The organism is Shewanella sp. YLB-07 (genome assembly GCF_009377275.1).
This window is the reverse complement of the sequence record NZ_VOQB01000002.1, coordinates 58773-71289: the sequence shown is the minus strand read 5'-3', so window position 1 is coordinate 71289 and position 12517 is coordinate 58773. Positions and strand designations below refer to the sequence as shown.

12 protein-coding genes are annotated in these 12517 nt (G+C 46.8%); 6 read left to right on the top strand and 6 right to left on the bottom strand.

What is annotated here, in order from left to right:
• The first annotated feature begins 96 nt into the window (after positions 1-96).
• Positions 97-315: a hypothetical protein gene (locus tag FS373_RS04370; protein WP_144047621.1), complete on the top strand. Its 219-nt coding sequence runs from the start codon at positions 97-99 to the stop codon at positions 313-315.
• A gap of 68 nt (positions 316-383) precedes the next feature.
• Positions 384-1190, top strand: coding sequence for a phosphate/phosphite/phosphonate ABC transporter substrate-binding protein (locus tag FS373_RS04365; protein ID WP_144047622.1), 807 nt, complete (start codon positions 384-386; stop codon positions 1188-1190).
• 173 nt (positions 1191-1363) lie between these two features.
• On the opposite strand, the gene FS373_RS04360 is transcribed toward FS373_RS04365, so the two are convergent.
• Complete coding sequence (locus tag FS373_RS04360) at positions 1364-2836, bottom strand: BCCT family transporter (RefSeq protein ID WP_227992484.1); 1473 nt, start codon at positions 2834-2836, stop codon at positions 1364-1366.
• A gap of 135 nt (positions 2837-2971) precedes the next feature.
• Positions 2972-3340, bottom strand: a complete 369-nt coding sequence (locus FS373_RS04355) for an acyl-CoA thioesterase (RefSeq protein WP_152828835.1) — start codon at positions 3338-3340, stop codon at positions 2972-2974.
• A 387-nt stretch (positions 3341-3727) separates the two neighbouring features.
• Between FS373_RS04355 and FS373_RS04350 the strand changes: the two genes are divergently transcribed.
• From FS373_RS04350 to FS373_RS04340, 3 genes are all read left to right on the top strand, one after another.
• Positions 3728-5233, top strand: a complete 1506-nt coding sequence (locus tag FS373_RS04350; protein WP_144047624.1) for an alkaline phosphatase — start codon at positions 3728-3730, stop codon at positions 5231-5233.
• A 27-nt stretch (positions 5234-5260) separates the two neighbouring features.
• Positions 5261-6892, top strand: a complete 1632-nt coding sequence (locus tag FS373_RS04345) for an alkaline phosphatase (protein ID WP_144047625.1) — start codon at positions 5261-5263, stop codon at positions 6890-6892.
• An 87-nt stretch (positions 6893-6979) separates the two neighbouring features.
• Positions 6980-7804: a hypothetical protein gene (locus FS373_RS04340; protein WP_152828834.1), complete on the top strand. Its 825-nt coding sequence runs from the start codon at positions 6980-6982 to the stop codon at positions 7802-7804.
• Positions 7805-7928: 124 nt separating this feature from the next.
• Here the strand turns inward: FS373_RS04340 and ltaE are convergent, their stop codons facing one another.
• On the bottom strand, positions 7929-8939 hold the full coding sequence (gene ltaE / locus FS373_RS04335) for a low-specificity L-threonine aldolase (RefSeq protein ID WP_144047627.1): 1011 nt from the start codon (positions 8937-8939) through the stop codon (positions 7929-7931).
• Positions 8940-9310: 371 nt separating this feature from the next.
• Here ltaE and FS373_RS04330 point away from each other — a divergent pair, with 371 nt between their 5' ends.
• Positions 9311-9943, top strand: a complete 633-nt coding sequence (locus tag FS373_RS04330; protein WP_144047628.1) for a trimeric intracellular cation channel family protein — start codon at positions 9311-9313, stop codon at positions 9941-9943.
• Positions 9944-10255: 312 nt separating this feature from the next.
• On the opposite strand, the gene FS373_RS04325 is transcribed toward FS373_RS04330, so the two are convergent.
• The 3 genes from FS373_RS04325 to FS373_RS04315 all read right to left on the bottom strand — a co-directional run bounded on the left by FS373_RS04325 (position 10256) and on the right by FS373_RS04315 (position 12451).
• Complete coding sequence (locus tag FS373_RS04325; protein WP_152828833.1) at positions 10256-11098, bottom strand: mechanosensitive ion channel family protein; 843 nt, start codon at positions 11096-11098, stop codon at positions 10256-10258.
• A 152-nt stretch (positions 11099-11250) separates the two neighbouring features.
• Entirely contained in the window at positions 11251-11823 is a 573-nt protein-coding gene (locus FS373_RS04320) for an OmpA family protein (RefSeq protein WP_144047630.1), read from the bottom strand.
• Between the two features lie 211 nt (positions 11824-12034).
• The gene (locus FS373_RS04315; RefSeq protein WP_152828832.1) at positions 12035-12451 is read right to left on the bottom strand and encodes a PACE efflux transporter; all 417 of its coding nucleotides are present in this window, start codon (positions 12449-12451) and stop codon (positions 12035-12037) included.
• Positions 12452-12517: the final 66 nt, after the last annotated feature.

Sequence of the window (12517 nt, the reverse complement as noted above, 5' to 3'; positions counted from 1 at the left end):
CTGCGCCCCCTAGTCCATAACAAGAAGCTTGTTTCTCTTTCGGCCACGGCCTTAAACCGCTAAAATAGCCCGGACATCTAACCTTGAGTATTCAAAATGAAATTATCCCTGATGGTTCTAGTGCTTTTTATCGGACTGACTGGCTGCGCTGACCTACAAGATGCAGGACGCACTATCGGCCAAACCACCAAGGAAGTCACTACTGAGATAGGTCATGCAACGAGAGATGCAACTAAGGCCATAGGCCACGCCTCTCGTGATGCGGTCAAATCGGTTAAAGCAGACTTAAGCGATGAAGATGAGAAAAAGAACTAAGTATATCGAATCGAGGCCTAACCCCTCTGTTTACATACCCAGACTAAAACCGCAGCCAAAATAGAAAAATGAACACATTGAAACTCACCTCCTGCATGGCCCCTAATGCCGATGATTTTGTAAAATCTTTGGCCGAATACCTGACTAATAGATTAAATATCCACATAGAAGCTTGTCTGGATATCCCCTGGCAAGAGCGGGAGCTCGGCTTCGATGCCGGCGATATCGAAATATGTTGGATCTGCGGCCTTCCCTATATCTGGAAGGTAGACAAACCTGCTCCCCAAGTTGAATTGCTGGCGACACCAGTATTAAAGGGCAGGCGTTACCGCAATAGGGCCGTCTACTATTCTGATGTGGTGGTGCACAAAGACAGTCCAATACGCAAGTTTGCCGATCTCGAAGGCATGCGTTGGTCCTATAATGAACCACAGTCCCACTCTGGCACTTATGTCGTGCGTGACCATCTGGCTAAGATGGGTAAGGATTGTCGATATTTTGGCAAGATTGTCGAATCAGGTGCCCACCAGAACTCGATACAGATGATCTTAGACAATCGGATCGACGCTTCGGCTATCGATAGCTGGGTACTGGAATTAGAGATGATAAAACGCCCAGAACTCGCTTCAAAGCTGCGCGTAATAGACACCCTTGGCCCCAGCAGTTTCCCGCCCTGGATGATATCTAGGCTTGTCCCGGTTGAATTACGTCGACGCATTAAACATCTCTTAGTGGAGATGCACCAAGATCCTATCGGCCGAAGTATATTGGACAAGGTTGAGATCTCACATTTCTCCGCGACCGAGGACAGAGACTATGATCCTATTCGGAAAATGGCTCAGAGCGCCGAAAAAATAGAGTGGGCCGAAATTTAAGCCAAGACACAAAATATCGTTCCGATTCAACTCATTACGTTATACTTACATCTATGACTTATGTTTTATCAGTTCTTTCACCATGATGCCTGCCTGAGCGAGTAAAATTAGCGAAAAGGGGAATCTGGACACAAAATATCATTCCAATTCAATTAATTCCGTTCTACTTACATCTATGACTTATGTTTTATCAGTTCTTTCACCATGATGCCTGCCTGAGCGAGTAAAATTAGCGTAAAGGGGAGCGCACCAAAAATCGCGATCTGCTTATTCAGGTCGATATTATTTTTCAATACCAGAGCCGCCGTGATCGCAACTAATACCAGACTCCACATCAACTTAGATTTCACCGCCTGACTCCCCGTCATCATGCTAGTGACATAGATAGCCGAATCGGCACTGGTAATCACAAAGGTTATCAAAAGCAAGATGGCGCTGTAGGTCAGGATTTTTCCAAAAGCCAGGTTATCGAAGAAAGTGAACAGGCCTAAGGTAAAATCTGTATTGGTCGCCTGTACTACATCAGGCAAGATACTCATCTCGAATACACTGCCGCCGAAGGTACTGAACCAGACAATGGAGGTCATAGTGGGTATGAGTATGGTGCACAGCAGATATTGACGTATGGTACGACCACGACTGATTCGAGCGATAAAGGGACCGACAAAAGGTGCCCAGGCAATCCACCAGACAAAATAGATGATGCTCCAACCTTCACTCCATTGTCGAGAATCCATATCAATAGAGAAAGAGACAGACGGTAAGAGTTGCAGATAAGTCAGAGTTGAAGTCACCACAGTACTGGCGACAGATAGAGGGTCGACCAAGGCTAACACCGCCACCAGCATGACGACAACCAACAGCAGATTAAACAGACTCATCCGCTTGATGCCCTTATCCAGCCCCATGGTAGATGAAAGGGTAAAGGCTAAGGTGATGGCCATTAGCAGACCGAGTCGAAAACTCAGTCCACCAATATCTGAGCCTATGCTCTGCTCCACGCCACTTTCCACTAAGGCTATGGTATTGGCCAAGGTTCCAGCCACGCCGAAGATCACCGCCACCACAGCCAGAAGATCGAATACTTGATACCGGCTTGACTCTGGTTTATCGGTGAAGCTTGCCGAGATGGTCATAGGTCTGGACTTATTGAAGGCAAACCATGCCATCACCAAACCTGAAATAGCATAGAGGCTCCAGGCATGTAGCCCCCAATGAAAATAGGTCAAGGCTAGGGCACTATCTTTACCTATGTTATCGACAGACACAAATGCGGGGGGGTGCGCATAATGGGCGATAGGCTCGGCCACGCCCCAGAAAATAAGTCCCGACCCCATACCTGCGGCAAATAACATGGCGGTCCAGCTGACAAAGCCAAATTCGGGTTTAGCACCTTTACCTAACTTAATTTTACCCCAAGGACTCAAGGCGATGGCCAGAGATAAAATCACAAATAGGGAGGGAATGATGATAAAAGCCAGGCCAAATTCGTGGATAGCATAACCCGTTACCCCGGCCACCAAAGATATTGCCGTCTCGGGGAAGATGAGGAAGGCGGCCGCCGCAATACAACAGCAGATAAGGCCTATGGACTCCCGACTCAATTGACTCATCAGGTTTCGAATGGAATGCGTTAATGTGTTCATAGGGCTGACAGGATTTTATTGTCCGGCATAGTAGCAAGGCACAGACCGGAAGGCATGAATTGGCCGCTAGCCTAACACACTGACAATAAAAAGGACTAAGCCTATGCCTAGTCCTTTAATTCTTCAGGCCTCGAGTCAGGCTGCGTTTGCACGAATTCCATGTGGAATTGGCAAGCCCTGCTCATTAACATTCACGAACACCATCTTATCTATGTAGACCACAGGTAGACGGGTCACCTTGTTTCTCACCTCACAGCGCACGGTTATCGAGCTAGAACCAGCGCTGACCATCTCTAGTCCAAACTCGATAACATCTCCCTGCCTGGCAGGAGTTCTGAAGTTAATCTCCGAAATAATCTTAGTCACTATGCTCTGGCTGTGCATCTGGCACCCGGCAAAAATGGCCGCCTCCTCATCTATCCAACTTAACAGCTGGCCACCAAACAGTGCATTAGCAGGATTTAGGTGCTCAGGTTTGATAAATCTACGGCTGTAATATTTCATTTATATCTCCCTTCTTAAAACTTAACAGTCAAAAGTTAATCAGTTTCAATGTCTGACTACAAAGATTCAGAGCCAGTAACAGGCCTTCATTTCGAATGACACTGAATACCTATTAATAGGTAGCAAGTTGAGGGCCAACTTTTAATTAGCTAATAAACAACAGCTTAATAAGATATTAAATGGAACTACCTCACCAATATCGAGTAAGTCTCGGTAGTTTGCACCGTAAGCAAACAGATTGAGCTCAGCAAGAAAAGAGTAAAGCCTCGTCGCCCCACAACAAAGTCACAAAACCTACACATACCCAACCCATTTCTGTCATGAAAAACACCGACAATCGTCGCGTCTAAAAATGAAATCCCAACATACCTCAATACAATAAGGGTGATGATAGTGATTAATATGAAAAAAGTAGCTGCACTCGTTTCATGCAGTTTAGTGACTATGGCGGCCAACGCCGCAGTTTTACCTGCCACGCAAACTGACAGTCTATGGTTCAAAACCAGTGCGCAAGTTGTCAACGATAAAACCCTGCAAACGAACAAGACCCAAGCCAAAAATGTCATTCTGTTTGTCGGTGACGGCATGGGTATTTCGACACTCACGGCGGCGCGCATCTATCAAGGTCAGCAGCTCCAAGGCAATGACGGTGGTGAAGAAAACTTTCTTAGCTTCGAGCAGTTTCCTCACACGGCCCTAGTTAAAACCTATAACACCAACCAGCAGACTCCGGATTCAGCTGGCACTATGACCGCCATGGCTACCGGGGTTAAGTCTAAAGCCGGAGTGTTATCTGTTTCAGATGCCAGCCTTCGCGCTAACTGCTTATCATCTAAAGGTAACGAGTTAATCACCCTAGTCGACTTAGCCAATGCCAAGGGGCTATCTACTGGCGTTGTCAGTACGGCTCGTATCACACACGCCACACCAGCTGCGACTTATGCCGCAACACCAGAGCGAGGCTGGGAAGCCGATAGCAATTTACCTACAGAAGCAATAACCAATGAATGTAAAGACATAGCGTATCAGCTAGTGATGCGTGATGAGGCTGACGCTTTGAGTGTGGCATTGGGAGGCGGCCGCCGCAATTTTATTCCTGATACCGTGACCGACGGTGAGAATAAATCGGGTCGTCGCAGTGATGGTGTGGATCTCACTCAAGCCTGGACAGAAAACTTCAGCAATGCCGCCTATGTGTGGGATAAAGAAGGTTTCGATGCCATAGATACCAGCACTACAGATCATCTGCTTGGCCTGTTTAATTCGTCACATATGGAATATGAGGCGGACCGTCTAGATGACACCGCAGGTGAGCCCTCACTCACAGAGATGACCACCAAGTCCATCGAGATCCTCAACAAGAATGAGCAAGGCTACTTGCTTATCGTTGAGTCGGGCCGAATCGATCACGCTCACCATGCGGGTAATGCCCATCGCGCCCTAGTGGACACGGTAGAATTATCAAATGCGGTAAAAGCCGCGTTTGAAAATACCAACCCCGATGACACCTTAATCATGGTCACCGCAGATCACAGCCATGTATTCACCATTGCCGGTTACCCGGAGCGTGGTAATCCCATTCTTGGTCTGGTCCATAACGTAGGTGGTGACTTAGCCATAGCAGACGATGGCAAGCCATACACTACATTAGGCTACACCAATGGCCCCGGCGCCATTATCGGCCAGCGTGATGATCTTTCATCAGTCGATACAGAGCAGAAAAATTTTATGCAACAGTCATTAGTGCCATTAAGCAGTGAAACCCATGCGGGTGAAGATATCAGCCTTCATGCAACTGGCCCCGGCTCTCATCTGGCTCAAGGTGTTATCGAGCAGAATGTGATCTTCCATATCATCAACCAGGCGCAATCGCTTGGCGGCACTAAATACTAATCAAACAGTACTCATCTGGAGCAAATCATGAATAAGAAATTTCTCGTACTGTCGATGGCAGCAATTTTAGGTTTGGCGGCGTGTGGTAGCGACGGTGACAACGGCACAAACGGCAGTGATGGTAACAATGGCAGTGATGGCAATAACGGCAGCGACGGTAAAGATTGGGCCGCAGTCAATGAGTGGTACATAGATGGCCAACGTCGTGTGACTCAAGCCAGTGAACTAGAGGTAAATAATCAAGCAGGCGCAGCTAAAAACATTATCCTTTTCGTCGGTGACGGCATGGGGGTTTCAACTGTGACGGCGGCGCGAATATTAGATGGTCAACTTAAAGGCAAGACAGGTGAGGAAAACTCACTTTCGTTCGAGACCTTGCCTTATCTTGGTCTGGCTAAAACCTACAATGTCGATGGTCAGACACCTGATTCTGCCGGCACCATGACGGCCATGGTCACAGGAGTTAAAACCGATGTTGGCGTGCTTTCACAGGCTGAAGGCGTGACTCGCGGAAATTGTGCGTCGACTCAGGGACAAGATCTAATGACTTCCATCGAACTTGCCTCTATTGCAGGCATGTCCACTGGGGTGATATCTACCGCCCGTATCACCCATGCAACCCCTGCCGCGACCTATGCCCATTCACCGGAGCGCAACTGGGAGAGTGATGCGGACCTGACGGTAGAAGCCGTGAGTAACGGCTGTAAAGATATCGCGGCTCAACTGCTGGATTACGGCTATGGCTCGGGTATCAACGTGGTGATGGGCGGCGGACGTCGCGCATTTATCCCTAATACAATGACAGATCCTGAAGGCAAGAGTGGTAAGCGACTCGATGGCCGTGACTTAACATCTGAGTGGACCGCTAAATATGCCAACTCAGCTTATGTTGCCGACAGAGACAGCTTCTTAGCATTGGATCCAGCAACCACAGACCATGCCCTCGGTCTGTTTAATTCATCTCATATGGAATATGACTACGACCGTACGACAGACGGCGCGACTGGCGAGCCATCCCTTGCCGAAATGACGGCCAAGTCTATCGATATTCTCAAGAAGAATGACAAAGGCTTCGTGCTTATCATAGAAGCGGGTCGTATCGACCATGCCCACCATGCAGGCAATGCGGCAAGAGCGCTACACGACACAATTGCTCTGTCTGAAGCCGTGCGCGTCGCCATGGAAAAGACCTCGAGCAAGGATACTCTGCTTGTGGTTACCGCAGATCACAGCCATGTGTTCACCATTGCCGGTTACCCGACTCGAGGCAATCCTATTCTGGGCCTAGTAAAGGGCAATGATTCCAGCGGCATCTCGGCCGTCACTAACTCAACCGATGCCAACGGCATGCCTTACACTACGGTGGGCTACACCAATGGTCGTGGCTACGCAGCTTTGGAAACTGGCGGAGATGAGCGCTATGGCCTACCAATCGCAGCCGGTCGTTTCGACCTCAACTATGTGGATACACAAAGCGCAGGATTCCATCAAGAAGCCTTAGTGCCATTAGAGTCTGAAACCCATGCGGGAGAAGATGTGGGAATTTTTGCCAGTGGACCCGGCGCGCACTTAGTGCAAGGGACTGTAGAGCAGAACCATATTTTCCATGTGATAAACCACGCCGCGAGCTTAGTCGTAAAAGCCGAAGCGGCTCTATAAGCCGCTGTTTATTGGCCGTCTAATCTTATACCCATAGGTACGACTTAGACGGCCTTCATTCAAACAATCCAAAGCACAGGAGTTGTTATGAAGTATTCTTTGCTGAGCGCCACCCTACTCATAGGTTTCGTTCACACAGTGTCGGCTCATTCGACAGCGAGTCATTCCACTGCAGCTAACCTATCAACAGCGAGTCAATCGACGCAGATTCAGCCAGCCTTGAGTGTCGAGCAGCCTGACAAGATACAGCAGGTATGCGACGGGATATCACCGAGCCAGCTCAGCGCAACTTATGTGATATTCAAGGGAGATGACTCAAGCAAGCTGGGTCATGAGCTGCAACTGACGCGCTACCAAGATACGGTTATCTACCAAAGGTCGCCGCAAACCTTCGAGGCTTGGCAGCGTAACGGCGAATATGTTCGCTACTTTCCAATGGATAAACGCTCTGTGAGTTATCGCACTGGCGACCTGCTATCCCTCAATATCAGCTACGATTTAGAACAGGTCTTTCATCTCGTCTCACCAGAAGTACGCTCTGAGCTTAAGCAAGCCGATGACATCGATCACACTTGTCTGACAGTTGAGAGTTTTAGCGGTGAACAGGGAGGGCAAGAGGTGAGCCTGCAGTGGGCAACATCACTCGAGCTACCCTACCGCCTCACTATGGGTCGAGGGGAGCAACGACTGACTTATCAACTCAGCGAGGTAAAGTCGGTCACACCTGCGGATTTTAAGATCTTGACTGCGGGATACAAAGATATCGATTTTGCCGATGTGGGCGACAGCGAGTCAGATCCCTTTATCGCCAAGATGATCACTCAAGGATTCATTCAACACGGCAGCTCAGGGTTTTATACCAGTGACGGACAACAGATGCCCGGCAGTAGTCATAATAACCACTCTCACTAGAGGCGCTAACTGTAGAAATACCTAGCCTTGGTATTCTTGGTTTTAATAAGAGTGAATTTAAAAAGTCTGCCTCGGCAGACTTTTTAATGATTACATTACTGGCTAATGAGTCACTATCAGACCATTAAGCCAGCAAGCCTTTTAGTTTAGCGATAAAGCTATCGATATCGGCTCGGCTGATATCGGCATGAGTCACTAACCTCAAAGTAGAACCCGGGCTGATTAATATCCCCAGAGACTTAAGCTCGGTCGCGATATGCTTGATGTCTACATCTTGCTTCACCTCGGCAAACAGCATATTGGTTTGCACCTGCTGAGCTTCTATCTCAAATTCATCAAGCTCAGACAAACACTCAGCTAAATAGCGCGCGTTGTCATGATCGATAGCCAGGCGATCGACTTGGTCAGTGATAGCAAGTTTAGCCGCTGCGGCTAAAATACCGGCTTGGCGCATGCCACCGCCAAGCATCTTACGCCAGCGCCTGGCTTTATGAATTAAGCGCTCATCACCTAAAAGCAAGGAGCCTACCGGAGCACACAGGCCTTTAGAGAGGCAGATAGAAACGGAATCAAAATATTGGGTGATGTCACCGATAGCGATATTTTGCGCAACGGCCGCATTAGCGACTCGAGCACCATCTAAGTGGATTTTCAGCTTATTGTCGAATGCTAACGTTTGCGCTTGTGCCAAATAGGCCTGCGGCAAGACTTTCCCCCCAATGGTGTTCTCGAGGCTGAGCAATTGAGTGTGAGCAAAGTGGACATCATCAGGCTTAATTGCAGCCTGAATGTCGGTGAGCAAGATACTGCCGTCTGCTTGGTTAGTCAGCGGTTGAGGCTGGATGCTGCCAAGTACCGCCGCGCCGCCTCCTTCAAACTTGTAGTTATGAGCCTGCTGGCCACAAATATACTCATCGCCACGTTCACAATGAGCCATCAAGGCCAATAAGTTTGCTTGAGTACCTGATGAAGTGAATAAGGCACCATCGAAGCCATACATCTCGGCGGCCATGGCCTCTAAACTGTTTACCGTAGGATCATCGCCATAAACATCATCCCCTACTTCGGCATTGGCTATTGCCTCGCGCATTGCAGTCGTTGGCTTGGTTACTGTATCACTGCGAAAATCGATCATCTTAGCCCCTGTTTATGATTTCGAGGCATGAATACTACTCCCTGAACATAACGAGTGCCAGTATTTATCTGCCAAAAATAAGAGTCGTTAGCTCATAAGATAAAGTCAGAAATCATCACGAGTAGAACTGCAGTTAACACAATAAAAACCCAACAAAACACTAACAATACTTCAAGGCAATGATAAATACATAATTAGTCAATATTGGATTACCATTACTAACCATATAAAAGCAAAATTACCAGCAACAAAGGGAGAGGAAAAAACTTAATCATTACAAATTCTAATCCATAAAATTAATTTTTATAGCTATCACTTCGGTTTTTTATCAGGCAAAATCCGTCTCCTTTTACTCAGCGGCACTCTATATCATGCAAGAAGTTCAATTTATTAGCCTTCTCTGGCTTATCGGTATCATAGCCGAAGCGATGACAGGTGCCCTATGTGCAGGTAAGAAGCAGATGGATCTCTTCGGCGTCGTCATCATAGGCTGTGCCACGGCTATCGGTGGGGGTACCTTGCGTGACATGATGCTGGGGAACTATCCCTTAATCTGGGTAGAGAACGTTCATTACCTTATCGCCATTGCATTTGCTTCATTGCTCACCGTAGTGATCGCCCCCGTGATGCGCTATCTGTCTAAGCTCTTCTTAGCCATAGATGCCTTAGGCTTGGCGGTATTTTCTATTGTCGGTGCCCAGAAGACACTATTACTAGGGTTTAGCCCGCTAGTGGCCATCGTCATGGGGCTAGTAACCGGGGTTTTTGGTGGCGTTATTCGTGACATCTTGTGTAATCAAGTGCCGCTGATCTTCAAGAAAGAACTCTATGCCCTAGTCGCCCTGCTCACTGCCGCACTCTATGTGGGTCTTAAGTCATACGGAGTCAGTGAGTGGGTCAACCTGGCCATCTGTCTGCCATTTGGTTTCGGCTTGAGAATGCTGGCAATAAAATTCCATTGGGGCATGCCAAAATTTGATTATCAATATGGTGAGGTACATTAAGACTTGAGATTCTAGTTCCTAGGGTCCTAGGGTCCTAGGGTCCTAGTATCTTAGTTGCATAAATGTTCCAGACATAGCGAAGATTTATACCTGTCCCTGGTAAATCTTCATAAGTGTTCCAGACACAAATACCACGCCTAACCACCCATAGGGTGTGGCATAAATGTTCCAAACATAGAAAAGGTCGGCAAATGCCGACCTTTTTCCTTTTTAACTTCCAGCAGTCTAACTTTCAGCGATCTAATTGCCAGCGGTCTCACTCGGTGCGCTAGCGTGTGAGTAAGATCTAGCAGTCACAATAAAAATGTAGACTTAAGCTGCTGCAGAAGATGCAACTGCTGGTGTCTCTTTCAAGTGAAGATCCATCTGAGGGTATGGGATACCTATGTTAGCTTCATCTAGTGCTAGTTTAATCTGCTCTAGAATTTCAAAATAAGCTGGCCAGTAATCGCTGCCCTTAACCCATGGGCGAACCACGAAGTTAACCGACGAATCGGCAAGCTCAGACAATGCGATAGTGTAAGCAGGATCTTTCAATACATACTGGTTGTTCTCAATAACGCGCGTCAGTACCTTCTTCGTTTCCAAAAGATCTGCATCATAAGAAACTCCGATAACGAAATCGACACGACGAGTATCCATCGCAGAATAGTTAATAATAGTACCGTCCATCATGGCTGAGTTTGGCGCCACAATAAGTTTATTATCCGGTGTCAGTAGCTTAGTTGAGAAAATAGTGATCTCATTGACTGTACCCGCGATACCGGCGGCTTCAACATAATCACCGACACGACATGGGCGGAACATCACCATCAAGACGCCTGAAGCGAAATTAGACAGTGAACCTTGTAGGGCCAAGCCAACCGCTAGACCCGCGGCACCGATAACAGCAACCAGTGATGCTGTCTGTACGCCAATCTGTCCAAGTGTTGCCACTATGGTGAACACAAACACGAGTGACCATGCCATATTTGAGACAAATGAAACAACGGTAGGATCAACTTTACGCTTGGTCATCAACTTACTAGATAACTTCTTAGCAATACCGGCACAATATTTACCGATAACAAAGATGACAATCGCAAAAATGATCTTCATTCCATAGGTCACGATAAGCTCTGGCGCTTGCTCGATCAAACCTTCCAAGTTTTCCATGTATTACTCCCTAAAAATTTCCCAAACAAATGTTTGAGTTAACGCAATTCAAATCTAACACCAAAAAACAGCTCATATAAATATGAACTGTTTAACCTCAGGTTTAATTCAAATCAAAATTCTAAGCGGACTCCCTGAGCCCTACTTGCTCGCTAGTGATCTAACTCGACTAAAAAATTGACCCGTCGATTCAGGGCCCTGCCTACTGGTGTATCATTTGTACTGATTGGAGAGCGAGTTCCCATCCCCCTCACGATAAAGCGTTCCGGATCGAAGCCATAATCTTCAACTAAGATACCCTTAACAGTTTTTGCCCTTGCCTCGGATAAGAGCTGATTGGCCTCTACACTCCCAACGGCATCAGTATGTCCAATGAGGCATAATTTAACGTCATTTAGCTGTAAAAATTGTTTTATTTGAGCGAGAATTTGCCATTGGGAGTAGAGTATCTCAGTCTTAGCGAACTCAAAATTTAACGCTAACTCAGTGGCCTGAATACAAGTATCAGGATAAACCCTGTCATCGGTTGTGATTAAACAAACCGGCTTGAATAGTCGACTCTTATCACAACCTGAAGCATCGACCAGTACACCCAAGGGCGTATGCGGGCAGGCATCCTTGATATCCGGTACCCCATCTTTATCACTATCATTCCAGCCAAATGCTACAGGACTGAGAATAAGCCCAATAAAGCATAATAAAATAAGCCAAAATTTATTCATCATTTGTAACCTATAATGGCCATTGACGCCTATAGCTTGTGCCTAAAGCTTATAATAGCTCATCGGCCCTGACGTGAAATACTAAAGATTATCCTCGCAGATTGGCGTATTTTATATCCTTCTGCAAATTTCGCAATTACTTAGCACTATAAACTTTAAGCGAGTCACGAAAACCTAACATTCACTAATTTAGCCAATCTAGTTTAATAAGTCACTAAACCGGTGTTGTTAGTAACCGCTGACAAACACGATCATAGACATAATTAAAAGCGATGGCGTAAAAGAAGAACAACACCAGAAACGTAAACTCGAGTATGAAGGCGGCGAATATTGAGATACCCAAGAACCAAGATACGATGGGTAATGTCGCAACTATGATGCCTCCTTCGAAGCCCAATGCATGGCCTATTCTTGTCCCTATACTGCGCTTATTTCTGTTATTGCCAAAATGCTTATCGAACCAGATATTATAAAAATAGTTCCAAATTACCGCATAGACACTAAGTCCTATGGCAACCAGGAGTAGTTCGGAAGTATCTTTCCCTGTGATAATAATAGCTAGAGGCACGACTATCACAAGGGCAAACAGTTCGAATAAAATGGCATGGGTAACGCGTTGCTTGGTTGTCATCAAGCGACTCCTCTAAAAGACTTGCAGCCATTATCAAGCCAAATTATGATAGAACAAAGTTAGTTA

Excerpts from the sequence above, each read along its gene's own strand:
- FS373_RS04320 (WP_144047630.1), bottom strand. The coding sequence starts at position 11,823 with ATGATGAATAAATTTTGGCTTATTTTATTATGCTTTATTGGGCTTATT.
- FS373_RS04325 (WP_152828833.1), bottom strand. The coding sequence starts at position 11,098 with ATGGAAAACTTGGAAGGTTTGATCGAGCAAGCGCCAGAGCTTATCGTG.
- FS373_RS04355 (WP_152828835.1), bottom strand. The coding sequence starts at position 3,340 with ATGAAATATTACAGCCGTAGATTTATCAAACCTGAGCACCTAAATCCT.
- ltaE (WP_144047627.1), bottom strand. The coding sequence starts at position 8,939 with ATGATCGATTTTCGCAGTGATACAGTAACCAAGCCAACGACTGCAATG.
- FS373_RS04340 (WP_152828834.1), top strand. The coding sequence starts at position 6,980 with ATGAAGTATTCTTTGCTGAGCGCCACCCTACTCATAGGTTTCGTTCAC.
- FS373_RS04345 (WP_144047625.1), top strand. The coding sequence starts at position 5,261 with ATGAATAAGAAATTTCTCGTACTGTCGATGGCAGCAATTTTAGGTTTG.
- FS373_RS04365 (WP_144047622.1), top strand. The coding sequence starts at position 384 with ATGAACACATTGAAACTCACCTCCTGCATGGCCCCTAATGCCGATGAT.
- FS373_RS04370 (WP_144047621.1), top strand. The coding sequence starts at position 97 with ATGAAATTATCCCTGATGGTTCTAGTGCTTTTTATCGGACTGACTGGC.
- FS373_RS04315 (WP_152828832.1), bottom strand. The coding sequence starts at position 12,451 with ATGACAACCAAGCAACGCGTTACCCATGCCATTTTATTCGAACTGTTT.
- FS373_RS04330 (WP_144047628.1), top strand. The coding sequence starts at position 9,311 with ATGCAAGAAGTTCAATTTATTAGCCTTCTCTGGCTTATCGGTATCATA.
- FS373_RS04350 (WP_144047624.1), top strand. The coding sequence starts at position 3,728 with ATGATAGTGATTAATATGAAAAAAGTAGCTGCACTCGTTTCATGCAGT.
- FS373_RS04360 (WP_227992484.1), bottom strand. The coding sequence starts at position 2,836 with ATGAACACATTAACGCATTCCATTCGAAACCTGATGAGTCAATTGAGT.